22 protein-coding genes are annotated in these 25,668 nt (G+C 64.0%); 9 read left to right on the forward strand and 13 right to left on the reverse strand.

From position 1 onward, the window contains the following. Positions 1-58: 58 nt before the first annotated feature. The 5 genes from HNP98_RS06575 to mutY all read right to left on the reverse strand — a co-directional run bounded on the left by HNP98_RS06575 (position 59) and on the right by mutY (position 6,647). Complete coding sequence (locus tag HNP98_RS06575) at positions 59-1,525, reverse strand: hypothetical protein (RefSeq protein ID WP_173809241.1); 1,467 nt, start codon at positions 1,523-1,525, stop codon at positions 59-61. 585 nt (positions 1,526-2,110) lie between these two features. Further along, positions 2,111-4,204, reverse strand: a complete 2,094-nt coding sequence (gene recG, locus HNP98_RS06580) for an ATP-dependent DNA helicase RecG (RefSeq protein ID WP_173809242.1) — start codon at positions 4,202-4,204, stop codon at positions 2,111-2,113. Positions 4,205-4,319: 115 nt separating this feature from the next. Continuing rightward, complete coding sequence (gldD, locus tag HNP98_RS06585; RefSeq protein ID WP_449551671.1) at positions 4,320-4,910, reverse strand: gliding motility lipoprotein GldD; 591 nt, start codon at positions 4,908-4,910, stop codon at positions 4,320-4,322. A 124-nt stretch (positions 4,911-5,034) separates the two neighbouring features. Continuing rightward, a complete protein-coding gene (locus HNP98_RS06590; protein WP_173809243.1) occupies positions 5,035-5,454 on the reverse strand; it encodes a single-stranded DNA-binding protein in 420 nt (139 codons plus the stop codon). A gap of 107 nt (positions 5,455-5,561) precedes the next feature. Continuing rightward, positions 5,562-6,647: an A/G-specific adenine glycosylase gene (mutY, locus tag HNP98_RS06595; protein ID WP_246275001.1), complete on the reverse strand. Its 1,086-nt coding sequence runs from the start codon at positions 6,645-6,647 to the stop codon at positions 5,562-5,564. 79 nt (positions 6,648-6,726) lie between these two features. Between mutY and HNP98_RS06600 the strand changes: the two genes are divergently transcribed. The 3 genes from HNP98_RS06600 (at position 6,727) to HNP98_RS06610 (ending at position 10,119) form a co-directional block, all read left to right on the forward strand. Then, positions 6,727-7,143, forward strand: coding sequence for an HU family DNA-binding protein (locus HNP98_RS06600; protein ID WP_173809244.1), 417 nt, complete (start codon positions 6,727-6,729; stop codon positions 7,141-7,143). Between the two features lie 86 nt (positions 7,144-7,229). Then, positions 7,230-8,168, forward strand: a complete 939-nt coding sequence (locus HNP98_RS06605) for a tetratricopeptide repeat protein (RefSeq protein ID WP_173809245.1) — start codon at positions 7,230-7,232, stop codon at positions 8,166-8,168. Positions 8,169-8,511: 343 nt separating this feature from the next. Then, on the forward strand, positions 8,512-10,119 hold the full coding sequence (locus HNP98_RS06610) for an Rne/Rng family ribonuclease (RefSeq protein WP_173809246.1): 1,608 nt from the start codon (positions 8,512-8,514) through the stop codon (positions 10,117-10,119). A gap of 144 nt (positions 10,120-10,263) precedes the next feature. On the opposite strand, the gene HNP98_RS06615 is transcribed toward HNP98_RS06610, so the two are convergent. Further along, positions 10,264-10,965 (reverse strand): porin family protein, encoded by a 702-nt coding sequence (locus HNP98_RS06615; protein WP_173809247.1) that lies wholly within the window; start codon positions 10,963-10,965, stop codon positions 10,264-10,266. A gap of 81 nt (positions 10,966-11,046) precedes the next feature. Between HNP98_RS06615 and HNP98_RS06620 the strand changes: the two genes are divergently transcribed. Continuing rightward, positions 11,047-12,075, forward strand: coding sequence for a gliding motility protein GldB-related protein (locus HNP98_RS06620; protein ID WP_173809248.1), 1,029 nt, complete (start codon positions 11,047-11,049; stop codon positions 12,073-12,075). A gap of 68 nt (positions 12,076-12,143) precedes the next feature. Continuing rightward, complete coding sequence (locus HNP98_RS06625) at positions 12,144-13,346, forward strand: glycosyltransferase family 4 protein (RefSeq protein WP_173809249.1); 1,203 nt, start codon at positions 12,144-12,146, stop codon at positions 13,344-13,346. On the opposite strand, the gene nth is transcribed toward HNP98_RS06625, so the two are convergent. From nth to HNP98_RS06645, 4 genes are all read right to left on the reverse strand, one after another. Then, positions 13,343-14,116, reverse strand: coding sequence for an endonuclease III (gene nth, locus HNP98_RS06630; protein WP_173809250.1), 774 nt, complete (start codon positions 14,114-14,116; stop codon positions 13,343-13,345). The two genes, HNP98_RS06625 and nth, sit on opposite strands and share 4 nt — an antisense overlap. A 95-nt stretch (positions 14,117-14,211) precedes the next feature. Continuing rightward, positions 14,212-14,442: a hypothetical protein gene (locus HNP98_RS06635; protein ID WP_217425669.1), complete on the reverse strand. Its 231-nt coding sequence runs from the start codon at positions 14,440-14,442 to the stop codon at positions 14,212-14,214. Continuing rightward, positions 14,381-15,016 (reverse strand): RNA polymerase sigma factor, encoded by a 636-nt coding sequence (locus tag HNP98_RS06640; RefSeq protein WP_173809251.1) that lies wholly within the window; start codon positions 15,014-15,016, stop codon positions 14,381-14,383. The genes HNP98_RS06635 and HNP98_RS06640 overlap by 62 nt, the downstream gene beginning before the upstream one ends. Positions 15,017-15,260: 244 nt before the next feature. Beyond that, positions 15,261-15,653 carry a hypothetical protein gene (locus HNP98_RS06645; protein WP_173809252.1) on the reverse strand — a complete coding sequence of 131 codons (393 nt, stop codon included), beginning with the start codon at positions 15,651-15,653 and terminating at the stop codon, positions 15,261-15,263. A 126-nt stretch (positions 15,654-15,779) separates the two neighbouring features. Here HNP98_RS06645 and HNP98_RS06650 point away from each other — a divergent pair, with 126 nt between their 5' ends. Continuing rightward, complete coding sequence (locus tag HNP98_RS06650; protein ID WP_173809253.1) at positions 15,780-17,120, forward strand: MFS transporter; 1,341 nt, start codon at positions 15,780-15,782, stop codon at positions 17,118-17,120. On the opposite strand, the gene HNP98_RS06655 is transcribed toward HNP98_RS06650, so the two are convergent. The 3 genes from HNP98_RS06655 to HNP98_RS06665 all read right to left on the reverse strand — a co-directional run bounded on the left by HNP98_RS06655 (position 17,102) and on the right by HNP98_RS06665 (position 21,873). Continuing rightward, the gene (locus tag HNP98_RS06655; protein ID WP_173809254.1) at positions 17,102-18,118 is read right to left on the reverse strand and encodes a ComEA family DNA-binding protein; all 1,017 of its coding nucleotides are present in this window, start codon (positions 18,116-18,118) and stop codon (positions 17,102-17,104) included. The genes HNP98_RS06650 and HNP98_RS06655 overlap by 19 nt on opposite strands. A 61-nt stretch (positions 18,119-18,179) precedes the next feature. After that, complete coding sequence (locus tag HNP98_RS06660) at positions 18,180-20,312, reverse strand: alpha-galactosidase (RefSeq protein WP_173809255.1); 2,133 nt, start codon at positions 20,310-20,312, stop codon at positions 18,180-18,182. Between the two features lie 70 nt (positions 20,313-20,382). Beyond that, positions 20,383-21,873: an alpha/beta hydrolase family protein gene (locus HNP98_RS06665; RefSeq protein WP_173809256.1), complete on the reverse strand. Its 1,491-nt coding sequence runs from the start codon at positions 21,871-21,873 to the stop codon at positions 20,383-20,385. A 221-nt stretch (positions 21,874-22,094) separates the two neighbouring features. Here HNP98_RS06665 and uvrA point away from each other — a divergent pair, with 221 nt between their 5' ends. The 3 genes from uvrA to HNP98_RS06680 are packed head-to-tail and all read left to right on the forward strand — an operon-like array spanning position 22,095 to position 25,584. Continuing rightward, entirely contained in the window at positions 22,095-24,992 is a 2,898-nt protein-coding gene (gene uvrA, locus HNP98_RS06670; RefSeq protein WP_173809257.1) for an excinuclease ABC subunit UvrA, read from the forward strand. A gap of 50 nt (positions 24,993-25,042) precedes the next feature. Continuing rightward, positions 25,043-25,255 (forward strand): DUF2281 domain-containing protein, encoded by a 213-nt coding sequence (locus HNP98_RS06675; RefSeq protein ID WP_173809258.1) that lies wholly within the window; start codon positions 25,043-25,045, stop codon positions 25,253-25,255. Then, complete coding sequence (locus HNP98_RS06680; protein ID WP_173809259.1) at positions 25,252-25,584, forward strand: type II toxin-antitoxin system VapC family toxin; 333 nt, start codon at positions 25,252-25,254, stop codon at positions 25,582-25,584. Before HNP98_RS06675 ends, HNP98_RS06680 begins: the two co-directional genes overlap by 4 nt. Positions 25,585-25,668: the final 84 nt, after the last annotated feature.

The raw sequence follows: 25,668 nt of genomic DNA on the forward strand, positions 1-25,668 counted from the left end.
AGCCACTAAAAAGCCGCTTCCGGATACGGAAGCGGCTTTTTAGTGGCCGGTAAATAGTTTATTTCAACTCCACCCGGTTGAGTTGCAAAGCGGCGGACCGCTTATTGGGGCGGCTGATGCCAATGATGGTTTTGGGGGTAAGCCAGGCTGTAAAGTCTTTCACATAAGCCAGCTGCTGGTCGTCGGCCACGTTCAGCTTCAGGCGCTGCGGGTCCGAAACTGCCCCGCCCACGGCTTGCAGGCGGCGCAGGTACAGGTCCGATTTGCCGGCCAGCGCCTCCAAGCTCACTAGTTGAATTTCTTCGCCGAACACGGCGGCCCGGAAGCCAATGCCGGTGTAGCTGTCCACGGCCGGGGCCGTTTGGTCTTTGGCCACCAGCTTGTGCCAGCTGGGGCGGGCAAAGCTGTTGTAGCCGAACGCGTGGATTTCGCGGGCGTGCACGGGCAGCTCGGGTCCTCCTTCTTCGTAGTGGCGCTCGGCCAGCACCACCAGGTTCTTCTCGGGGGTCAGCAGCAAGTCGGCCAGGTAAATGTCTTCGAGGCGCTTGGGAGCGGGCGCGCCGGTAGCCAGGCCCACAGCGGCCAGGTAGGCGGCATTAAAAGGTACTTCATCGCTCAGTTTGATGTCGTTCTTGTCGAAGTCGAACCGCACCACTTTCAGGCCCGTCAGCTCGCCCGAGTCGTAGTCGGCCACCAGGGCGGCGGCGTAGAGCTGGCCGTCGGGCAGCAGCTTGAAGCGGGCGTCGCGGATGCGGATGGTGCGGCCCCCGAACATGCCGCCCACCGGCACGCCCAGCACCGGCACCGGCGTGGCCTGCGTGGGCAGGTCGGGCGTGGCCGGGTAGCGGCGCACGGCCAGCTTGCTCATGCCTTCGCTGAGCATGGTCACGAGCTGCGCCCCGTCGTTGGCCACTAGCACGTTGGGCGAAAAAAAGTCGCGCGTAGCCCGGAAGTCATAGGTGCGACTCAGTACCTTGGTTAATTTTTGGTCAAACAGTGTGGCGTCGAGGGCCCGAATTTGCTCTTCGCGGTTTTGGTAGGCAAAGGCCAGCAGGTGGGTGCCATCGGGCGAAATGGCTACGCCGGGGCGACGGTCGTGGGCGGAAGCCGCTACCAGTACCACCGGGGGCCCCAGCTGGCCGCTACGCAGGGCCACCGGATGCACGGTCAGGTTCTGGCCGCCCTCGTCGGCGTGGTGCAGCACCACCCAAGCTTGCTCGGGGCCCAGCCCGAAGGCCTCGACCGTTTCGCCGGGGGCCACGGGCAGCGCGGCGGCCCACTGCTTTTTTAGGGCTTGGTCGTAGCATTCCACGGCATAGCCGCTGGTGGCCTGGTGGGCCAAAATGACGAACCCGCTGCCGTCGGCCAAGGGTAAAGTTTTAATGGGCACCCGGCTGTCGTAGCGGTCAGCTCCTTGCTCGGGCTGGTAGCTGAAAGGCACAGATTTAACTTTCTGGGCCTGGGCAGGGGCGGTGGCCATCAGCCCAGCCACGGTCAATAAAGCCCAATAGTTGCGGTAACTCATTTATGAAAAAATAAGATTAATTTCAGAAAGCTCGGGCAATTTAAGCAGGGCGGCGAAGCAAAAATGTTCTCCTCTACGAGCCATACTAATTAAGCCCAGGCTATTTTTAGAACTCGGTTCGGCAACAAAAGCTTAGCCTAATCAAAACCCGAGCGGTTAAACTTACGTATGGCGGCACCGTTTAAAGGACAACTCCACAGTCGCATGGATTAATCCAAATGCCTTAACTTGCCTTAAGAATTCATAGGCATTGTTTTACGCTCTGATTGATTGTAAATATTTCAAGAATTATTCTTTCCGTCCCAAGAGGCAATTTACTTTATGAAGACCATTGGAAAACTTTTTTTACTCTTAAGTTTTGTGGTTGTCGGCCGCTGGTCGCGGCCTAATCCGCCTGTCACCGTCGCCACTTTTTCGGAACTAGCGGCTCCTGTGCCACCCCGCACCCCGAACGACAGCCAAGTAGTGTTGGTACGGCACACCGAACCCGCCGGCTCGCAGCGCACGGCTACCGGTGCCAGCGTGTTGGCCTTGTTTTAAAGAAAAGCGGTTCCCGTTCGGAGCCGCTTTTTTTAGGGCCGCCTGCTAGCTAATGCGGCTCCAGTTCACGGCTGTGGCGGGCAGGCTGTCGATGTGGTGACGGATGTTGCCGTTTTCGGGCCGCGCCAGTTCGGGGTCTTCCGCCAGCAGCGCCTGCGCCGCGGCGCGGCTCTCGCTCAGGATGCGCCCGTCCTTGGCCAGGTCGGCAATAAGCAGGTCGAGCACGCCGCTTTGCTGGGTGCCCATCAGGTCGCCGGGGCCCCTAAGTTTCAGGTCGATGTCGGCAATCTCGAAGCCGTTGTTGGTGCGCACCATCGTTTCGAGGCGGGTGCGGGCGTCCTTGCTCAGCTTGAAGCCCGACATGAGGATGCAGTAGCTCTGGTCGGCCCCGCGGCCCACGCGGCCCCGCAGCTGGTGCAGCTGCGAAAGGCCGAACCGCTCGGCCGACTCAATCACCATCACCGACGAGTTGGGCACGTTCACGCCCACTTCAATCACGGTGGTGGCCACCATAATCTGGGTTTCCTTCTTCACGAACCGGGCCATCTCAAAGTCCTTTTCCTCGGCCTTCATGCGCCCGTGCACCATGCTGATCTGCATCTCCGGGAAGGCGCGCGTCACGCTTTCGTAACCGTCGGTCAGGTCCTTGTAGTCCAGGGTTTCCGACTCCTCAATCAGCGGGTACACGATGTAGGCCTGCCGCCCCAGCTTCACCTGCTGCCGGATGAACTCGAACACTTTCAGGCGGTTGGCGTCGTAGCGGTGCACCGTCACGATGGGTTTGCGGCCGGCGGGCAGCTCGTCAATCACGCTCACGTCGAGGTCGCCGTACAGCGTCATGGCCAGCGTGCGCGGGATGGGCGTGGCCGTCATCACCAGCACGTGCGGGATGACGTGCGGATTTTTCTGCCATAGCTTCGAGCGCTGCGCCACCCCGAAGCGGTGCTGCTCGTCCATAATCGTCAGGCCCAGGTTGCGGAACTGCACCACGTCCTCCAGCAGCGCGTGGGTGCCCACCAGCATGTGCATGGTGCCGTTGCGCAGCTCCTCGTGCAGCACGCGGCGCTGGGCCGTGCGGGTGCTGCCCGTGAGCTTGCCCAGGTGAATGCCCAGCGCGTCGGCGTACACCTTCAGGCCCTGGTAGTGCTGGTCGGCCAATATTTCGGTGGGGGCCATCAGGCAGCTCTGGGCCCCGTTGTCGGCCGCCATCAGCATGGCGATGAAGGCCACGATGGTTTTGCCCGAGCCCACGTCGCCCTGCAACAGCCGGTTCATCTGCTGGCCGGCGCAGAAGTCCTTGTAAATGTCGTGGATAACCCGCTTCTGGGCCCCCGTCAGGTCGAAGCTGAGGTGGTTGTTATAGAAGTCAACCAGCGTGGGCACCTGGTTGAAAATCTGCCCGGCCAGCGTCACCTTGCGCTGGTCTTTCTGGCGCAGCAGCTTGAGCTGAATGTAGAACAGCTCCTCGAACTTGAGCCGGAACCGGGCCGCGGCCAGCAAGTCCGGGTTCTGCGGGAAGTGAATCTGCTGCATGGCCTGGGCCTTGCCCATCAGCGCGTACTGCTCGATGAGGACCGGCGAAAGCGTCTCGCCCACGTGCGGCAGGGCAATGGCAAGCAGGTCGCCCACCATCCGCATAATGGCCTTGCTGTCCACGCGGTGGTAGTTTTTGAGCTTTTCGGAGGTGTTGTACACCGGCTGCAAAAAGCTCTGGCCCGCCTTGGCCTCGGTCACTTCCTCCAGCTCGGGGTGGGCCATCTGGGGCCGCCCGTTGAACATCGTGGGCTTGCCAAACAGGATGTACTCCTTCTGGTTCTGCACGATTTGCTGCATCCACTTGATGCCCTTGAACCAGACCAGGTCCAGGTCGCCGCTGGCGTCGCTCAGCGTGGCCGTGAGGCGCTGCTTGGGGCCCTCGCCCACCAGTTGGCGGTTGCGTAAAATGCCCTTCACCTGCACGTAAGGCAGGTCTTCGTGCAAATCGACGACGTTATAAAACTGCGTCCGGTCGAGGTAGCGGAACGGATAGCGCTGAATCAGGTCGCCGTAGGTAAACAGGCCCAACTCCTTGCCCAGCAGCTGCCCCCGCTGGGCCCCCACGCCCCGCAAAAACTCCAGCCGGGTAGTAAAGAAACTCATGTTTTTGAGCTGTTAGCTGCTGGCTATTAGCTGTTAGCTTTTCGATAAATGACTTGAATAACGCCAGCCGGGCCCGGAAAGCTAACAGCTAACGGCCAATAGCTAACGGCTCATATTAGCGGTATTTCAACGTGTTCAGCATCTGCACCATGTCGGTTTTTACGTACTCAATCACCGGGGCCAACGAGTCGTTGGCGGTGGCGGTTTGGAAGTACAGGGCCCCGCGCAGGAAGTGCTTGGTGCTGTCGGTGGTATAAAACTGAAACTGGCTCGGCACCTCGCCTTGCAGCTCAAATACCGAGGCGCGCATGCCGTCGGGCATCTGCAAAATGCGCTCGTCGATGGCCGTGGCCTTCACCTGGTGCTTGCCGGTGAGCTTGCGGGCGTCCTCCATCATCTTGTTGTAGAGGCGCTTGTCGCGGGCCACGTCCATGTACGTAATCTGCACGTTGGCATGCAGCTGCGGGTAGTAGATGTTCAGCCAGTGCGGCTGCGCCATGTACGACGAGTCGCGCTTCACCACCGCAAACTGCGAGTAGGCAAACGTGTAGGGGTGGCCGGTGGGCAGGGGCCGGTAGCGGTGGGGCGGCAGCACGATGCGGTTGTAGCCCTTGGGCTTGGGCGTGAAGTCGGGCGCGGCGGTGCAGGCGGCCAGCCCAAGGGCCAGGGCCCCCAGCCAAGCCAGTCGTTGCCCCAGGCGCGGCAGAATGGAAACGTGTGTCACGAAATGTTATTAGTTGTCGCCGCCCTTCAAAGGTACTCCAGCCCCGCCGCAACGAAAAAAGCCCCGGCGCAGTGCCGGGGCTTTTCAAAAACGAGACGGAGCACTGCTAAAACGGCAGCTGGTCCAGCTCCGGCTCCTGCCGGAAGCTGACCGCGGGCTCGGCCACGCCGGCCGGTGCCCCGGCGGAGCCGCCCGGCCGGGCCCCCAGCATGGAAATCTCGTCGGCGATGATTTCGGTGATGTAGCGGGTTTGCTGGTCTTTGTCCTGGTACTGGCGGGTGCGCAGCTTGCCTTCGATGTACACCTGCTGGCCTTTCTTGAGGAATTTGTCGGCCATCTCCGCCAGGCCACGCCAGGCGGAGATGTTGTGCCACTCGGTGCGCTCCACGCGCGTGCCTTGCTTGTCTTTGTAGTACTCGTTGGTGGCGAGGGTGAAGTGCGCCACGCTCACGCCGCCTTCCAGGTGCCGCACCTCGGGGTCTTTGCCCAAGTTGCCTACTAAAATTACTTTGTTTACTCCGGCCATCACGGTAGGGGTTAAAAATGGTAAAATGCGTTTTACCTCGCAGAGATTAAGGTGTTGTAAAGGTAATCGTCTTAAAAATAATTACCAAATATTTTAGTAAATAAAATTTAGTTTTTGCCCAAATAATTGGCAATGAGCTGGGGCTTGGGCAGCGCCTCAATTTCGGCCGCCGTGTAAGCGTGCAGGCCGGTGTCGGCCAGGGTGCGGGCGGGCAGGGGCCCCGCCAGCCACAGGGTGTGGAAGCGAGCCTCCAGCTTTTGGTGGCTCAGCACGTGCTTGAGCAACGCCGGGGGCCGGGGCTCGGCGGCAAGGCGGGTGTCGAGCTGCCCGCCCAGGGCCTCCACGTGGCGCAGCACCTCGGCCGCGCCCAGCTCCAGCCCGGTGGTTTCGACCACGGCAAAGTCGTAGAGGCCCTGCCAAATGTCCTTTTCGCCGCGCTTTTTCAGGTACGTGGCCTCGCCGTGGCGCAGCACCAGGTAGTGCAGGTAGCGCACCCGCGCCGCTTTGGCCTTGCTCTTCACCGGCAGCAGTGCCACCTGCCCGTGCTGAAACGCCCAGCAGCTGTGCTGCATGGGGCAAAACAGGCAATCGGGCCGCGCCGGCGTGCATTGCAAGGCCCCGAACTCCATAATGGCCTGGTTGAAATCGGCGGGCGCGGCGGCCGGAATGTGCTGGTCGGCCAAGGCCTGGAATTCCTTGCGCGAAGCCGGCGCGGCAATATCAGCGTGCAGCCCGAAAATGCGCGCCAGCACCCGGTACACGTTGCCGTCGAGCACAGCCACCGCCTCGTCGAAAGCAAACGAGGCGATGGCCGCCGCCGTGTAGGGCCCCACGCCGCGCAGCTTCAGCAGGCCGGCGTAAGTGGTCGGGAACTGGCCGCCGTGTTCCTGCACCACTTGCTGGGCGGTGTGGTGCATGTTGCGGGCCCGGGAGTAGTAGCCCAGGCCCTGCCACAGGCGCAGCACCTCCTGCTCGGGGGCCCCGGCCAGGGCCTGCACCGTGGGGTAAGCGGCCAAAAAAGCTTCGTAGTAGGGGAGGCCCTGCGCCACGCGGGTTTGCTGAAGGATGACTTCGGACAGCCAGATGGCGTAGGGGTCGCGGGTGTGCCGCCAGGGCAGGTCGCGGTGGTGGCGCGGGTACCAGGCCAGCAGCGCGGCGGCCAGCACGGAGGGTTGGTGGGCGGGTTTAGCCAAAATTTTGAGGACGAATAAATTGGGGCCAGCGGCCGATTGGGTGGGTGGGTTGGGAAAAACCAAAAAAGAAGCTACCTTTGTGGCCCGATTTCATAAGCGAACCGCCTACCGGGCAAGGGCTTACGCGGAAAGCGGTGGTTTTTATTGCCCAGATTCTTATTTTTTTACCCCTAAGTACCTACCCAACGTGACCAAAGCAGAGGTAATCGCCGAAATTTCGCAGAAAACCGGCATCGAGAAAGCAGATGTGTTGATGACCGTGGAGGCCTTCTTCAAAGTAGTGAAGGACTCGATGACCGAAGGCAACAACATTTACGTGCGCGGCTTCGGCTCTTTCGTCAACAAGAAACGCGCCCGGAAAGTGGCCCGCAACATCTCGAAAAACACGTCGCTCATCATCGAGGAGCACTACATTCCGAGCTTCAAGCCGTCGAAAACCTTCGTGGCTAAAATTAAAAACAGCAAAAAAGTAAAAACCACGGCCGCCAAAGCCTAGGTTTTAGCTGTTGCTTACCCGTTAAATGCCGGCTGTGCCGCCGGTGTCTTCCCCGTGGTGGGAGGCCCGGCGGCAAGCTCTTTTCTATGGCTGCTTCTGCCTCCCGTCCCGCCGCTCACCAGGTCATGGTGCTTATTCTCGCCCTGGCGTTGATTGGCGGGTTATTCTTGTTGCCCAAGGGCATCGTGAAGCCCAAGGAAGGCAAAGGTGAGCTAACCAAAGATGCGGCCCGCACGGCCAACCGCGACGGGGGCGGCCCGGCCACCAACGGCTCCAAGGCCGACGCTTCGTCGGGCCCGGTGTCGGCCGAAGTGGGGCCGGCCACTTCCCCGGCGGGCCCCACGGCCGCCGCGCCCCACACCACCGCCACCCCGGCCCAGCGCCAGGAGCTGAACAGCCTGCTGAAGCAGCTGGCCGCCGCCGGCACGCCGGCCAAGCAGGCCGCGGCGGCCACGCTGCTGGCCCGCCGCTACGAGAACGTGCAGCGCTTCGATAGCGCCGGCTATTACTACGAGCAGGTGGCGGCGGCGCAGCCGGGCCCCCAGGCCTTGCAGCAGGCCGCCGATGCGTACTTCCAGGCGTTTAGCTTCGCTTCGTCGGATGCCCGCATCAAGCTGCTGGGCGGCAAGGCCCGGGAGCTGTACACCAAAGTGCTGGCCCAGAGCCCCAACAACCTCGACGCCAAAACCAACCTGGGCATGGCCTACATGGCCTCCGACAACCCCGTGCAGGGCGTGACGCTGCTGCGCGAGGTGCTGGCCGCCGACCCCAACAACGAAAAAGCCCTGTACGACCTGGGCATTCTGGCGGTGCAAAGCAACCAGTTCGATAAGGCCGTGGAGCGCTTCCAGCAGCTGGTGAAGGTGAACCCCCGAAACGTGAACGGCCAGTTTTACCTGGGCGTGACGTCGGCCCGGACGGGGGCCAAGGAGCAGGCCCGTACGGCCTTCCTGGCCGCCAAAAGCCTTAGCAACGACCCGGCCCTGGCCGCGTCGGTAGAAGAGGAGCTGGCCAAATTGAAATGAATCTACTCTCAAACCCAATAACTTAACCCACAAGCATATGCCCTGCGGTAAAAAACGGAAACGCCATAAGATTGCTACCCACAAGCGCAAGAAGCGCCTGCGCAAGAACCGCCACAAGAAGAAGTAAGCCGCCCCTTGGGGTGCTTTGGTAGCCAGCGGTTGCTGTTAATGCAGCGCCGACTGGCTGCCCATCTCTCACAGTAGCCTCCCGGATGCGGCGGGTGTGTGCTTTTCCCGTGGCTCGCGAGGGAAGTCAGGACCAGTGGGTTCTGGCTTCCCTTTTGCTGGTTTTGGGGCGTCGATGCCCACCCGCTTGCCGGGGCTGCTTTAACCAAACAAGACATTGAGTAATGAATTAGTGATTAATTCAACTCAGGAAGGCGAGCGGATTGCGCTGTTGCAGGATAAGCGGCTCATTGAGTACCACTTCGACCGCAACGACACCAATTACTCGGTGGGCGACATCTTCCTGGGCACCGTGAAAAAGGTGATGCCCGGCCTCAACGCGGCTTTCGTGGACATCGGCTACGAAAAAGACGCTTTTCTGCACTACGGCGACCTGGGCGAGCAGTACCCGTCGCTCACGAAGTGGGCGCGGGGCGTGCAAAGCGGCAAAGCCGGCGCGGCCAGCCTCGACCCGTTCACGTTTGAGCCGCCCCTCGACAAGGTGGGCAAGGCGGAGAGCGTGTTCAAAAAGGGCCAGCAAATCGTGGTGCAAATCATCAAGGAACCCATCTCGACGAAGGGGCCCCGGGTGAGCACCGACATTTCGATGGCCGGCCGCTACCTCGTGCTGATGCCGTTCTCGAACACGATTAGCGTGAGCAAGAAAATTGTGAGCAAGGCGGAGCGCGACCGGCTCAAGCGCCTCATCGCCAGCATTAAGCCCAACAACTTCGGCGTCATCATCCGCACCGTGGCGGAAGGGCGCGACGTGGCCGAGCTGGACAACGACATGCAGGACATGGTGGGCAAGTGGGAGCAGTTGGCCGCCACGCTGCGCACCGCCAAGCCCGCCGACAAGGTGCTGGGCGAGCTGGGCCGCACGTCGTCGATGCTGCGCGACATGCTCAACGAGTCGTTCGACAGCATTTTGGTGGACGCCCCGGCCATGTACGAAGAGATGCGCGACTACTTGCAGAAGATTGCGCCCGACAAGCTCGGTTTGCTGAAGCTGCACAACGCCAAGGTCAAGGTTTTTGAGCAAACCGGCATCGAGAAGCAGCTTAAGACGCTGTTTGGCAAGACGGTAACCGTGCCCGGCGGGGGCTACCTCGTCATCGAGCACACCGAGGCTCTGCACGTCATCGACGTGAACTCGGGCAGCAAGAGCAACCAGGAAAACGACCAGGAAGCCACTGCCCTAATGATTAACCTGCTGGCCGCCAAGGAGGTGGCGCGGCAGCTGCGCCTGCGCGACATGGGCGGCATCATCGTGGTCGATTTCATTGACATGCGGGCCGCGGAAAGCCGCAAAAAGGTGGAAGATGCTGTGCGCGATGTGATGAAGGCCGACAAAGCCAAGTTCACGGTGCTGCCCCTGACCAAATTTGGGCTGCTGCAAATCACGCGGCAGCGCGTGCGCCCGGCCGAAACCATCATTACCGGCGAGGTGTGCCCGACCTGCGGCGGTACGGGCCGCATTTCGGCCTCCATCCAGGTGACGGATGATATTGACAACAGCATCGACGACTTGCTGGTGAACCAAAACCAGTCGGGCCTCACGCTGTCGGTGCACCCGTTCTTGTACGCCTACTACACCAAAGGCCTGGTTTCGCGCCAGATGAAGTGGTACCTGAAGTACTACAAATGGGTGAAGCTGGTGAAAGACAGTAGCCTGGGCCTCACCGACTACCGCATCGAAGACGAGCGCGGCGAGGAAATTCAGCTCCGCTCGATGGCCGCGGCCATGAGCAAGGTGCAAGACCGGGAAATAGAATTTACCGACTAGGACCGCAGATTAAGCAGATTTAACGGATTTCGCTGATTCGTTTGTCAACCAAAAGCCCCGGCTGCAGACGCAGTCGGGGCTTTTTGATGTGTGTTTTATAACCTAAAAATTAGAGAAATCACGGTTGCTTAGCTCAATCAGCGATTAAAATTTCATGCCCAAATCCAGCGCAAACACGCTGTTTTTGATGGTAACGTCGGTGAAGCCGCGGGTTTTTTCGAAGTAGCGGTCGAGGTCCACCAAGCCGCGGTGGTAGCTGATGCCGGCTAGGGCCTTGGTGCTGCGGCCGAGCTGGTATTCGACCCCGGCCCCGAGCAGGGCGTTGATGTCAATGTCAAAAACGTGGTCGGAGGCCGAGGTTTCGTTGTTGTTGTCGTAAGGGTCCTGATAAAATTTCTCGCCGTTGATGCGGGTGGCAATCGGCACGGCCAGCGAACCGCCCAGTTGGAAATAGAGCCGGGTGGCGGGCGCTAATTCATTAGTGAATAGCTTGATGGTGGCGGGTACTTCGAGGTATTGGGTGGCAATCTTTTGGTTGACCCGAACACCGGCTTGAGGTGTGCCGGGTAAATACGGCGGATTCTTGTCGTTGTAGGAAATGGTGCCGCCCTTGCCCGTCAGAAACAGGCCTGTGCTGAACGCATAGTTCTCGCCAAAGAAATAATCTACAATAAGGCCTCCGCCGAAGCTAAGCTTACTGCTTTCGCTGGCAAATGCGGTAGCGGACGGCGATTCGGCGCGAAGTGAAGTAATAGCAGGCGATATTTTGATGCCGATTTCTACCTGGGCCGAAGCTGCAGTGGCGCTGGCCGCTAAGACCGCTAGGGAAAGGAATAGTCTTTTCATAAAGGGAGGAGCGAAAGAATGCCGGGAAGGTTGCGGGCGCGGGCCCGGCTTGTGGCTAATTTTACCCGAAAGTAGAAACGCGTGAATAAGAAAAGAATTGCTGGGCGAGGTGCCTGGTCCGTTTTGCTGGCCGCGGGGCTGGCCCTGGCCGGCTGCGGCCAGCGCCAGCAAGCCGGCTGCCGTCCCGATGCTGCCGCCGCTGCGCCCACGCCCGCGGTGCGGGTGCAGCGGCTGGACGCTCCGTTTTTTAACATAAAGGGCCCCGCGGACGCGGTGGCGTTTATGAACGCCCACCCGGTGTTTGCCCGCTTCTACTTGCAGCGGCGCACGGCCACCGACACCACCGGGGCCACGGCCCTGGCCCGCTTGGCCGCCGAGCCGCACCTGCGCGAGCTGGCCCAGCAGACGGCGGCGGCTTTCCCCGACAGTGCCGCGCTGGGGCGCGACCTGGGGGCCCTGTTTGGGCGGGTGAACTATTACTTCCCGGGTTTCCGGGCCCCGCGCACGGCCACGTTCGTGAGTGGCTTTGAGGGAAAAGACATTTTTGTGAACGACAGCTTGCTGGTGCTGAGCCTGGATTGGTTTGCGGGGCCCAAGGCCAAATTCCGGCCGGTGGGCCTGCCCAAATACATTCTGCGCAACTACGCGCCGGCCAACCTGCTGCCAACGCTGGCCCTGCGCGTGGCCACCAAGTACAACCGCCACGACCTGACGGCCAACACCATGCTCGACGCGATGGTGAGCGGGGGCAAAGCGCTGTACTTCGCCGGCCAGATGCTGCCCTGCACCCCCGATTCGCTGCTGCTGGGCTACACCGGCAAAGAAATGGTGGGCGTGAAGGTGAACGAGAGTAAGGTGTGGGCCCACTTTCTGGAGCAAAACCTGCTCTACAACACCACGCCGTTCACCATCCAGAAGTACGTGGGCGAGCGGCCCAACGTGCCCGAGATTGACGCCACCTGCCCCGGCCGCGTGGGCCAGTGGGTGGGCCTGCAAATCGTGCGCAAGTACATGGCCGAGCACCCCAACGTGACGCTGCCGCAGCTCATGGCCGAGCGCAGCGCCCAGAAACTGCTGAATGACTCGCACTACCGACCCAGAAGGAGTTAAAAGTTATGAGTTAGAAGTTATGAGTTGCTTCGTTAACCACCGGAACTGTTTAACTCATAACTTTTTTCGTGCACATCGCCGTTTTCAGCCAGCACCACACCAACCCCGACTGCCCGGCCACGAGCCGGCACTACGCGCTGCTGGCCCACATTGCCCAAACGCACCGGGTAACGCTGCTGACTACACCTGCCTGGCGCGGGCAGCAGCTGACGCGGGAGTTTGCATGGGTGCCGGCCGGGGTGGAAATCCGCGAAGCCGACATCGCCTACACCAACGGGATGGGCCCCGCGCGGCGGGCCCTGGCCTTTGCCCGGTACGCGGCCTGGGCCGTGCGCGAGGGCTTGCGACTGGATAAGCCCGACGTAGTTTGGGGCATCAGCACGCCGCTGACGGCGGCGTGGGCGGCGGCGCGGGTGGCGGCGCGGCGGCGGGTGCCGTGGGTGTTCGAGGTGCAGGACTTGTGGCCCGCGTTTCCGGTGGCGATGGGGGCCGTGCCCACGGCCCTGGCCCGGCAGCAGCTGTTTGCGCTGGAAAAGCGGCTGTACCACAGCGCCCAACACGTGCTGCCCCTCTCGCCCGACATGACGCGCTACGTAACCGGCCTGGGCGTGCCGGCCGCTAAGGTGACCACCGTGCTGAACGGCACCGACCTGGATTTGGCGGCCCGGGCCACGCCCGCCGCCGTGGCCGCGCTGCGGCGGGCGCAGGGCCTGGCAGGCAAAAAAGTGGTGCTGTATGCCGGCACCTTCGGCCGGGCCAACGACATTCCCACGCTGGTGGCGGCCGCCGAGGCCCAGGCTGCCGCCGACCCCGACGCGGTGTGGCTGTTCCTGGGGCACGGCTACTACGAGCCGCTGGTGGCAGCGGCGGCGGCGCGTTGGCCGGGGCGCATCCGGCTGGTGGGCGGGCAGCCGCGCCACGCGGTGTTTACTTGGTTTGCGCTGGCCGACGTGGCCGTGGTGTCGTTCCTGGCCCTGCCGGTGCTGGACGCCAACTCGCCCGCCAAGCTCTACGACGCGCTGGCGGTGGGCACGCCGGTGGTGGTCACCAACCAAGGCTGGACCAAAACGCTCGTCGAGGCGCACGGCTGCGGCTGGTACACCCCGGCCGGCGACGCCCCGCGGCTGGTAGCCTGCCTGCGCGGGCTGCTGGCCCAGCCGGCGCAGCTGCAAGCCGCCGGGCAGCGCGGCCGGGCCCTGGCCCGGCAAGCCTTCGACCGGCGGCAGCTGGCCGCGGTGGTGCAGCGGGTGCTGGAAACCGCGGCCGGTTAGGGCAAAACAGAATCGGGCCCCGACGGACTGGTCACCTTTTTGCGCGGCCTGGAGCCGATTTTGGGTGTTTTCTTAATTGCCGGCAGCTTTGGTGCCGTGGCCGATGGGGCCCCCAGCCCGATGAGCGGGGCCACGTTTTTTTCAAAATACCAGCAGCTGGGGGCCAGCGGGCAAATGCCGCACTTGGGGCTGCGGGCCACGCAGACGTAGCGGCCGTGCAGAATCAGCCAGTGGTGGGCCTTGGGGATGAGGGCCTCGGGGAGGTGGCGCACCAAGCCTTTCTCCACGGCCAGGGGCGTGGTGGCGGTTTGGGGCACGAGGCCCAGGCGGCGCGATACCCGGAACACGTGGGTATCGACGGCCATTGCGGGCTGGTTGTAGATGACGGATACCACCACGTTGGCCGTTTTGCGGCCCACGCCCGGCAGGCGCTGCAGCTCATCAAGCAGGCTGGGCACCTCGCCGCCGAAATCTTCGGTCAGCATCCGGCCCAGGCCGGCCAGGTGCTTGGCCTTGTTATTGGGGTACGAAACGCTGCGGATGAAGGGAAAAATATCGTCGGCCGCGGCCGCGCCGAGGTGGGCGGGGGTGGGAAAGGCGGCCAGCAGCGCGGGCATCACCAGGTTCACGCGCTTGTCGGTGCACTGGGCGCTGAGCACCACGGCCACGATAAGCTCGTAGGGGTTGCCGTAGCGCAGCTCGGTTTTGGGCTCGGGGAAGTGGGTGGTGAAGTAGTCGAGGAAGTAGCGAAACCGCTCGGGACGAGTCATAAACAGGGCGCGGGCGCGGCCAATAAGCAAAAAAAGTCATTGCCAGCGCTGCGGAGCCGCGGCGCTGGCAATGACAAAGGTCGGTTGGGCAAGGGCTAGCGGCCGGCCGGAAACGTGCGGGCGTACTCCAAAATACGTTCCGACACCGCCGGGCGGGGCTCGCAGCGGAGGCCGTTGAGGGTGCGCTGGGCCAGGAGCAGGTCGGCGCAGGCGGTGGCCAGCTCGGGGTCGTGCTGGAGGGCTTCTTCTACTTCGGGCAACGCACTAGCTGGCAATTCGTTGTACACGTAGCGCAGCAGGGTCGAATAGGGTAAGGTTTGAATCATAGTAAGGCGGGTTTACGGACATTTTCTTCCGTAGGTTTATCAGGGCGTAGCGCATGCGCCCCAACGCGGTGTTGATGCTCACGCCAGTGGCATCGGCAATCTCCTGGAAGCTCAGGTCGCCGTAGTGGCGCATGAGCAGCACTTCTTTTTGCGCCGGGGGCAGCTCCTGGATGAGCTGCCGCAGGCGGGCGTGAGTTTCTTCGCGGGCCAGGGCGTCGTCGGCCCCCTCTTCCGAGTGGGCGAGCGAGTTGGCCAGGGGCCCGTCGCCGTCGAGGCTGAGGTGGGGCGTGCGCTTGCCGCGGCGAAAGGCGTCGATGGCCAGGTTGTGCGCGATGCGGCACAGCCAGGGGCCAAACTTGCCTTCGTCGTTGTAGCGGCCGCTTTTCAGCACGTGAATGGCTTTGATAAACGCGTCTTGGAGGAGGTCTTCGGCCACATCCTCGTCGCGCACGATGAGCAAAATAGTGGTGTAGGCCCGGCTCCGGTGCCGCTCAAGCAGCAACGCGAAGGCGGATTCCTGGCCAGCCAGGTATAGCGAAACGAGCGCGGAATCGCTCAGCTGCGTGGGTTCCATAAAGGACTACGGATAAGGAGAACGTAGAGCTTCGGCCGATAGTATGCAGCTAAGAGAGTAAAAGAAAATAATAAAGGAGATACCAGCTTTAACCGTAGGGTTGCAAGCTCTTGCCAAATGTAGCGGCAGTCTTAGGGCTTCCGCAAGCCATTCTGAGTAAAGATGCCAAAATATTTTTAGGAAGGGCGCAACCTTCCCCAAAACTTCATTTGCCCGCCGCCCGCCGCCCGCGCCCCGGCCCGCGTCAAGCGTCGGCCCGGGCCAGCCACGCGTGGGCCGAGGCCTCGTCGGTGAAGGTAGCGATGCGGCAATCGGTATCGGCGGCCGACACGGTGGCCACTACGGACTGCCGGGCCCGCAGCGGCGATATTAAAAACGCCAGCCGCACCGGGGCGGCGTAGCGGCCCCGCAGCCCGGGTGCAAAAGTGGTGCCGAACCAGGCGTTGACCGCCGGCTCAATCACGTCTTCGCGGCGGCGCAGGTCCAGCAGCCAGCGGCCGCACTGGGCCGCGTCGGCGGCGGCCAGCACAGCCTGGTAGCCGGCCTGAAGTTCCTGGGGCGTGACTTCGCGCTGCCAGCGGGCGATGAGGGCCGGCAGGTCGGGGCGAAACACGAGGTCGAGGCCGTGGCTGGACATGAAGGAAATAGACGCTTGCCGCAAGGTAGGCGCTGGCCACAGCCAAGGCAAGCGCCACCGTGGCGGGGAAAGCGGCGGCTCTACCTTTGCCCGGGGCCCAAAATTGCGCTGGCTCCGCGTTTTTGTATGAGCCCTGCTGCCCCCCACGACCCCTACGCGGCCCTGCGCCTGCCCGACTTTCGCCGCCTGATTACCGCCCGGGTGCTGTTCACGGCCGCCACCCAAATCCAGGGCGTGGTGGTGGGCTGGCAAATTTTCAAGCTCACCAACGACCCGCTGGCCCTGGGCCTCATCGGGCTGGCCGAAGCCATTCCCAGCATCACGGTGTCGCTGTACGCCGGGCACGTGGCCGATTCGGTGCGGCGCAAAAAAATTATCGTGCCCACGGTGGCCGTGCTGTTTTTGTGCGCGGCCACGCTGCTGTGGCTCTCGCTGCCGGCGCAGCGGGCGCTGCTGCTGGGCGGGCACCTCTACGTGGAAATGCTGCACGCCACCTTCGTGTGGCCGCTGTACCTGGTGCTGTTCGTGAGCGGCATTGCGCGGGGCTTCCTGGGGCCGGCCCTGTTTTCGTTCATGCCCCAGCTGCTGCCCGACCGGGCCCTGCTGCCCAACGCCGTGACGTGGAACTCGACCACCTGGCAGGCCGCCTCGGTGGTGGGCGCGGCCACGGGCGGGGCCCTGCTCACGCTGGGCCTCGACGTGGCCTACGGGGTAGACGTCGTGCTCGAAGGCCTGGCCCTGGTGCTGTTCATCACCATCGCCAGCCGCGAGCTGCCGCCCATCGAGGGCGAGCGGCTGACGCTGGGCGAGAGCATCATGAGCGGCACTAAATTCATCTTCGGCAACCAGATTGTGCTGGCCGCGCTGTCGCTGGACTTGTTCGCGGTGCTCTTCGGCGGGGCGGTGGCGCTGCTGCCCATTTTCGCTTCCAAAGAGATGCTGAACGTGGGGCCCGCCGGCCTGGGCTACATGCGGGCCGCCCCCGCCGTGGGCACGGCCCTGATGGCGGTGTGGCTCACGTTTTCGCCCCTGCGCAAGGGGGCCGGCCGCAAGCTGCTGTGGGCCGTGGCGGGCTTTGGGGCCGCCACCATCGGGTTTGCGCTCTCGCACAACATCTACCTGTCGCTGCTCATGCTTTTCCTCACGGGCGTATTCGATTCGGTGTCGGTAATTGTGCGCTCCACGCTCATCCACACCTACACGCCGGAGTACATGAAAGGGCGCGTGTCGGCCGTGAACAACATCTTCATCGGCTCCAGCAACGAGATTGGGGCCTTCGAGAGCGGCGCGGCGGCCAAGGTGCTGGGCACGGCCTCAAGCGTCATCTTCGGCGGCCTGATGACGCTGGGCGTGGTGGCCTTCACCGCCTGGCGGGCCCCCAAGCTGCGGGGCCTGGAAATGGGCGCGGGCAAAAAACCGGCCCCCGACCTGCCGGAGCCCGAGCCGGCTCAGTCGCAGCGCACGTAAGGCCGCAGCTTCTCCCAGTCGGCGGGCTTGAGGGTGGGAATTTGCTTCAGGTCTTCGGCGCTGCGGTAGGGGCCGTGCTGCTTGCGGTAGGCCACGAGGAGGCGGGCCAACCCTTTGCGGATGTAGGGGTGCAGGTACAGCTCGTCGAACGAGGCGGTGTTCACGTTCACCAGCTGGGGCGCGAAGCCGGGGCGCACAAACGTGTACTTGCGCAGGCTGTCCACGAGGTCGGGCGCGTCGCGCAGCACGAACACCTCGCCCAGCTGGTCGGGCCGCACGTAGCCGCCCAGCTGGTTGCGGTACTGCACCACCCACTTGGCCCGCCCGGCCCCAATGCCCCGGATTTGCATCAGCTGCGTGGTGTCGGCCGCGTTCAGGTCGAAGGGCTGAAGGTGCTTGGGCTTACCAGGGAACTTGCCGGTGCTGGCAAACGGCGGCAACTTGCCCGGCCCCCCGGCCGCGTAGGCCGGCCGAGGGGCCCGGGCCGGCAGCGCGTCGGGCAGCTGCATGAACGGGGCCAGCCGCTGGTACACCGAGTCTTCCAGCCCGTACATCTTCTGGATTTGCGCCTTGGCGCGGAAGCCGCCCGCCGCGTCGCGGTACTTCACGATGCGCCCGGCCACGAAGTGCGGCACGCCCCGGGCCTCCCAGCCCGCGGCCGTGAGAGCGTTGGGGTCGAAGGGCCCCGGGGGCACCCGCGCCACTGCCGGGTAGCGGACGGCTCGGCCCTCGCGCGGGGCGTCGGCCCGGCCCGGGGCCCGGTTGCCGGCCAGGTCGGCCGCCAGCTGGTCGAGCCGCCGCTGGTCGTCGGCGGGCAGGTACTGCGGCTGGGCCGGGTGCCAGAGCAGCGGCAGCAGTAGGGCCCCGGCCAGCACCAGCAGCAGCCCCACCATGCCCCGCGCCTCGGCCCGCGAGTAGCCCATGTAGCGCCGCACCCAGCGCAGGGGGCCCCCGGCGGGGCGGCGCGGCGGGCGCGGAACGGTGGGCGGGGTGGGCATCTTTTGGGTTTCTGGAAAAGGGCGTGGAAACGCGAAGGTGCGTCGAGGCCCCAGTGGGCCGCTACTCCGCCGTCAGCTCCAGCACGTGGCTGGTGAGGGCCCGGGCCTCGTCGTCCGACACTTTTAGGCCCACTTGCATCAGGTAATCCCCGGAGTAGGTTTGGCCCTGGTCGGCGAGGCGGGAGGTGGTGCCGGGCACGAGGTTGGTTTCGGCCACGCGGTAGCGCCGGGCGGGGTCGAGGCCCTGCAGGCGCACGCGCAGCACCGTTTCGTGGAAGCGGGTGTGCAGGTTATAGGCGAAGAGCACGGCGCGGGCCCGGTCGGCGGCCACGTACAGCACTACGGGTTGGTTGCTTTCGTAGGGCGAGCGGAGGCGGTACTGGTCGCCCTGCCAGATGACGGGGCTCAGGCGCTTGTATTCTTTCACGGCCTGCTGGCTGAAGGCCAGCTCGGCGGGCGTGAGCTTGGCCAGGTCCACGTCGTAGCCCAGCCGGCCCATCATGGCCACGTCGGTGCGGAATTTCAGCGACTGCTGCGGGTTCCAGTTCGTGACGTGGCAGGCCAGCGTGAGCGCGGGGAAGAAGTTGGAATAGCCCCACTGGATGAACACGCGCTCCGCGGCGTCGGTGTTGTCGGAGGGCCAGAACTCGGTGAAGTACTTCAGGGCCCCGTAGTCGGTGCGGCCCCCGCCGCCCGAGCACAGCATGATGGGTACGTGCGGGTACTGCTGCCGCAGCCGCTCGCACACCTTGTAGAAGCCGCGCACGTAGTCAACGTACAGGTGCGACTGGTCCGCGCCCAGGTACTGCGAGTAGGCGTTGGTCATGGGCCGGTTGCAGTCCCACTTCACGTAGGCCAGGCCGGGGTTTTGGGTAAACACGTCGGCTACGGTGTGGAACACGAAGTCCTGCACTTTGGGGTTGGTCAGGTCCAGCACCAGCTGGTTGCGGCTGAGGTCTTCGGGGCGGTTGGGCAGCTTCAGCAGCCAGTCGGGGTGTTTTTCGTACAGCTCGCTCTTGGGGTTCACCATTTCGGGCTCCAGCCAGATGCCGAACTTGATGCCGTTTTTGGTGGCCTCCTGCACCAGGTGGCCCAGGCCGTTGGGCAGCTTGGTGCGCGTGGGCTGCCAGTCGCCGAGGCCGGCGTTGTCGGCGCTGCGCGGGTACTTGTTGCCAAACCAGCCGTCGTCGAGCAAAAACAGGTCCACGCCCAGCCTGCCGGCGTCGGCCATGATGGCGTCCAGCTTGGGCTCGTTGAAATCGAAAAACGTCGATTCCCAGTTGTTGAGCAGCGTCAGGCGGGGCTGGGTGCCGTCGAGCACACCGTAGCGGCGGGCCCAGCGGTGCAGGTTGCGCGAGGCCTGGCCCTTGCCCTGGGTGCTGTAAGTGAAGATGAATTCGGGCGTGACGAACGGCGTGTTGGGGGCCAGCGTGTAGGCCGAGGCGTAGGGGTTGATGCCCGCCGAGAGGCGCAGGTCGTTCTGGTTGTCCAGCTCAAAGGCCAGGCGGAAGTTGCCCGTCCAGCCCAGGGTGCCGGCCAGCACCTCGCCGCTGGTTTCGTCGGCCGCCTTGCCTAGGGCCAGGAAAAAGGCCGGCGTCTGGTACACGTCGGCCCGGGCGCCGAGCTTGCTGTCGACGACCTTGATGCCGCTGGTGAGCGGGGCCTCCTGCTGCCGCATCTCCTCGGCCCAGTCGCCGTGGAACTGCGTGAGCCAGTACTGCGGGGCCTGCAAATGCAGCATGGCCGAGGCGTAGTGGTTTAGCACCAATGCCTTGCGCTCCTGGTGCTTGATTTCGGTCCAGGTTTTGATGACGTCTTCCGCCGCGTAGGCGGCGTAGTGCAGCAGCACTTCCACCGGGTACTGGGGGTCGCGCAGGCGCACGGTGGTGGTGCGCACGCCCGGGCTGGGCTCGGCGGTTTGCGCGTCCACGAACAGCAGCTCCAGCGAGGGGTTGCCGTCGGCGTGCGTGAGGCCCACGGCGGGCTCGAACAGGTTGTCGAGCCCGGCGGATACGTAGGCTTCGTGGCCGCCGGCCAGGCGGGCGTAGTCGGCCGGGGCCAGCAGCCGGGGCCCCAGGTAGCGCTGGTAGAGGCGGTGGTTGTCGCCCACGGCCAGCACCAGGCTCAGGTGCTGGGTTTCGACGACGAGCGGGGCAGCGGCCTGGGCGGCGGCCGGGCTGAAACGGGCAAGCATCAGCAGGAAGAAAAAGCAACGGTAAGCCATGCGGCAAAAGTGGCCACAAATCCAGGAACCACTGCCGGGGCTACCGGCCGGTGGCCGCCGCCACGCCCCGGGGCCGGCCGCCGTAGCGGACGCTCTTTTGCGGGGCCGGGCGCTTCACGGTCACGGGCAGGGGCGCGCCGGGCGGCGCGGTTTGCAGGGCCACCCACGCGCTGATGGCCTGCAGTGCGTCGGGCGCGAAGGTGGGCTGCTGGTTGCCGTCCACCACCGGCCACTCCTCCGGGTCGGCCTGAAACAGGTGGTTTACGCCTTCGAGGCGCCGGGCCGTGGCCGGGCGGTGGGCGCGGCGCAGGGCCCGCAGCAGGGGCGTCATGTTCTGGCGCGCCGACACCTGGAGGTCGTCGGTGCCGTTGAGCAGCAGCACCGGGCACTGCACCTGGGCCAGGCGGCCCAGGGGGTCGAAGTCGAAGAAGTAACGCGACCAGGGCGAGGTGAGCTGGGCGGCGCGGGCGCGGGCCATCGGGGCGTCGATGCCGGTGTTGGCCCCGCTGAGCAAGGCCGCTACTTTGGTGCGGGCCACGGCGTTGTCGGGCGTCTGGCGCACAAAATACACCGTGCGCTCAAAGGCGCTCTGGGCGGCCTTCACCTGGGCGGGGTCGGCCCCAATCAGGCGCATAATCTCGCCCTGCTGGTGCCGCAGCACCAGCGAGCCGGGCTCGCCGTACCCGGCCAGCGACACCACAAAGGCCGGGGCCCGGCCGGGGGCCCCGGCGGCCAGCAGGGCCACGTTGGCCCCCTCGCCGTGCCCGAGCAAGCCCACCCGGCCCCGTGCCACCAGGGGCTGGGCCCGCAGGCAGGCCACGGCGGCCTGCGCGTCGGTCACGAGGTCGGCGGTGGTGGCGGTGGCGTAGGTGCCCTCCGAGCGGCCCACGCCCCGGTCGTCGAAGCGCAGCACGGCCACCCCGTGCCGGGTGAGGTAGTCGGCCAGCTGCCCGAACATGCGGTAGCCCGATACCTCCGAGTCGCGGCCCTGGGGCCCCAGGTCCGAAAGCAGGACCACGGCCGGGAAGGGCCCCTCGCCGGCCGGCACCGTGAGCGTGCCCGACAAGTGGTGCCGGGTCGTGGTGTTGAGGAACGATACGTCGGACTCGCGGTAGGGCGGGGCGGCCCGCAGGCGGGTGGCGGCCTGCTTCGAAGCCACGGCCCGCACCAACACGAGCGGCGCGGTGAGGCCCGGCTGCGTCCAGGTGCCGCTGAGGCTGGCCCCGTCGTCGAGCACCTTGCCCTCGAAGTGGCTGCCGGCCTGCGCGATGCGCAACGTGAGGTCGGTGCCCTTCAACTCCACTTCCACCGGCATGCGGCTGATGCGTTGCTGCGGCGCGTCGAGGGCGGCGTAGTAGCTGCCGTTGCTGAGCGGCACGATGGTGATGACGAGGGTGATTTCGCCGCCCAGTACCTTCAAGGGGCCTTTCCATTGGCCGCTGAGGGGCGTGGGCGTCGGCCCGGCCACGGCACCGGGCACACATCCCAGCGAAGTCAACAGCAATAGTAGCGCACGTATAAACTTAATCATGGAATAATATCAAAAATAGAAGCTCAGGCGTATTTATTGGTTGTTTTAGGGATTGAAAGTACAAGAATTACGCATATGTTACGGTCTTCTTCGGTGAGTTGGCCTAAAGTGTGGGCCAACGGTGCGGCCGGGCCGGCCAATCGGTGGGGGCTTCCTTTGCGGTCCCGTGGGCCCTGCCCGCGCCCGCAACCTTTTGCCCCCCGCCCGCTGTTAGCCTGTCTATGCCCAAAAACGACGCTCTGCAAGTGGCCGCCCCCGCGGCCGACCCGATTGACCAGCTCGACCCGCGCCAGTTCATCCTCATCAAAAACGCCCGGGTCCACAACCTGAAAAACCTGAGCGTGGCCCTGCCCCGCAACCAGTTCATCGTCGTCACGGGCCTCTCGGGCTCGGGCAAGTCCAGCCTGGCCTTCGATACCTTGTACGCGGAGGGCCAGCGCATGTACGTGGAGAGCCTGAGCAGCTACGCCCGGCAGTTCTTGGGCCGCATGGACAAGCCCGACGTGGACTACATCCGGGGCATCTCGCCGGCCATTGCCATCGAGCAGAAGGTCAGCATCAAGAACAACCGCTCGACGGTGGGCACCAGCACCGAGATTTACGACTACCTCAAGCTGCTGTTTGCGCGGGTGGGGCGCACGTACTCGCCCGTGAGCGGCGAGCAGGTGCGCAAAGACAACGTGGCCGACGTGGTCGATTTTCTGGCCGGCCAGCCCGCCGGCACCCGGGCCATGGTGCTGGCCCCGCTGCCGCCGCTGGCCCCCGGCCGCACCCTCGTCAAGGAGTTGGATTTGCTGCTGCAAAAAGGCTACAGCCGCGTGGTGGTGGGCGGCGACATGGCCTTCATCGAAGACCTGCTGAGCGGCGGGGCCCCCGAGCCGAAAGGGGCGGTGGCCATCATGATTGACCGCGCCGTGCTGCGCCCCGACGACGAAGACCTACTCTTCCGCCTGTCCGACTCGGTGCAAACGGCGTTTTTCGAGGGCCACGGCACCTGCGTGGTGGAGTTGACAGCTGCCAATGAACCGGTAGCAGTGGAGGGGGAGCCAAGCCCCAACTCTCAGGCCCCAAGCACTGAAACCAGGACTTTCTCCGACAAGTTTGAGCTGGACGGGCTGACGTTTGAGGAGCCGAGCGTGAACTTCTTCTCCTTCAACAACCCGTACGGGGCCTGCCACACCTGCGAGGGCTTCGGCTCGGTGCTGGGCATCGACGAGGACCTGGTGATACCCGACAAGAGCATGACCGTGTACGAGGGGGCAATAGCTCCTTGGAGAACCGAAAAGCAGGGCGAGTGGCTGAAGCCGCTGCTGAAAAACGGCATCCGCTTCGACTTCCCCATCCACCGGCCCTACGCCGACTTGAGCGCGGCCGAGCAGCGCCTGCTGTGGACCGGCAACAAGCACTTCGAGGGCCTCGACGCCTACTTCAAGTGGGTGAGCGAGCAGACCCACAAAATCCAGTACCGGGTGCTGCAAAGCCGCTACCGGGGCCGCACCGTGTGCCCCGACTGCCGCGGCACCCGCCTGCGTAAAGACGCGCAGTACGTTCAACTCGACGGCCGCAGCATTGCCGACGTGGTGCTGCTGCCCATCTCGGGGGCCCTGGAATTCTTCGCTAACCTGAGCCTGCCGGCGCACGAGATGAAGGTGGCCGAGCGGCTCGTGACGGAAGTGACTAATCGCCTGGGTTACCTCCACCGCGTGGGCTTGGGCTACCTGACGCTGAACCGCTTGAGCAACACGCTGAGCGGCGGCGAGAGCCAGCGCATCTCGCTGGCCACGTCGTTGGGCTCGGCCCTGGTGGGCTCGATGTACGTGCTCGACGAGCCCAGCATCGGCCTGCACCCCAAGGACGCCGAGCAGCTGATTGGCGTGCTGCGCTCGTTGCAGCAGCTGGGCAACACCGTGGTGGTGGTGGAGCACGAGGAGAAGATGATGGCCGCCGCCGACCAGATCATCGACATCGGCCCCGAGGCGGGCAGCGGCGGGGGCCACCTCATGTTCCAGGGCAGCTACCCCGAGCTGCTGCGCGACACGGCCACCTACACCGGCAAGTACCTCAGCGGGGCCCTGGAGGTGGCCGTGCCGAAGGTGCGCCGCCCCTGGCGCAACGCCCTGACGCTGAGCGGGGCCCGCGAAAACAACCTGAAAAACGTGAGCGTGAAGATTCCGCTCGGCGTAATGACGGTGGTCACGGGCGTGTCGGGCTCGGGCAAGTCCACGCTCATCAAGCGCATCCTGGCCCCGGCCCTGCTGAAGCAGCTGGGCGGCGGCGCGGGCGAAAGCACCGGCAAGTTCGACAAGCTGACCGGCGTGCAGGGCCAGGTGTCGCACGTCGAGTTCGTGGACCAAAACCCCATCGGCAAGTCGTCGCGCTCCAACCCCGTTACCTACGTGAAGGCCTACGACACCATTCGCACGCTGTTCTCGGAGCAGCCGCTGGCCAAGGCCCGGGGTTTCAAGCCCTCGCACTTCAGCTTCAACGTGGAGGGCGGGCGCTGCGAGGTGTGCCAGGGAGAGGGCCAGGTGAAGATTGAGATGCAGTTTATGGCCGACATCTACCTGACCTGCGAAAGCTGCGGCGGCCGCAAATTCAAGCAGGACGTGCTGGACATCAAGTTCCAGGACAAGGGCATCGACGAGGTGCTGGAGCTGACCGTGGCCGACGCCGTGCAGTTCTTCAAAACCCAGCCCAAGGTGGCCGAGCGCCTGCGGCCGCTCGAAGACGTGGGCCTGGGCTACATCCGCCTCGGGCAGTCGGCCAACACGCTGAGCGGCGGCGAGGCCCAGCGCGTGAAGCTGGCCTCGTTCCTCACCAAAGGCGCGACGCTGCAACAGGACAAGATCCTGTTCATCTTCGACGAGCCCAGCACCGGCCTGCACTTCCACGACATCGCCAAGCTGCTGGGGGCCCTGAACGCGCTGATTGAGCAGGGCAACTCGGTGCTCATCATCGAGCACAACGTGGACATCATCAAGTGCGCCGACTGGCTCATCGACCTGGGCCCCGAGGGCGGCCTCAACGGCGGCCACCTGCTGTTCGAGGGCACCCCCGAGGAGCTGGTGAAGCGGAAGGATACCAACCACACGGCCCGCTTCCTGGCGGAAAAGGTGTAGCGAGGGGGCGGAAAATGCTTAACTTTAGTGCCCAACTAATTGGTAATGCAATGATTGTTGAGAAAAAAAAACAGGTTTTATCGGCTATCGAGCAGGTCCAGGACGAAGCAACCATTGAGAAAATCGCGGCGATGGTTGATGCCATTTTGGGCAAATTTTCGGCCGGCAAACCCATTTCGCCGCCCGGCTTCGCGGCTGGGGCGGGTTTCTGGATGGCCGATGATTTCGACGAGCCGCTCGCCGATTTTAAGGAATACGAATGAGTCGGTTGCTGCTCGATACGCACACGCTGCTCTGGTATGCGCAGGACGATGCCCGTTTGCCCGCTCAAACCGTTCAGGCTATCCAGGCATCCGGCGGGGGCTGTTTTATTAGCCGGGTCAGCTTGTGGGAAGTGGCTATTAAAAGCAGCCTGGGGAAGCTGGTGCTCCCCGGTGATTTCACCGGTTGGCAGGCTGGAGTGCAAGAACACGGGTTTTCGCTGCTTGAAATCACCGACGTTCATTTAGCGGCGTTGCATCGGCTTGCCTACGTGAGCGACCACCGCGACCCCTTCGACCGCCTGCTCATTGCCCAGGCTAAGAGGGTATAGGATAAATCAATCGTCAGGTTTGGATATTGCCCGTTTAGCAAGTCGTCTGAGCATTAAGTTGCTAAGACAGATTTTAATCCAGGC

The organism is Hymenobacter caeli (assembly GCF_013294115.1).
Classification (GTDB): domain Bacteria; phylum Bacteroidota; class Bacteroidia; order Cytophagales; family Hymenobacteraceae; genus Hymenobacter; species Hymenobacter caeli.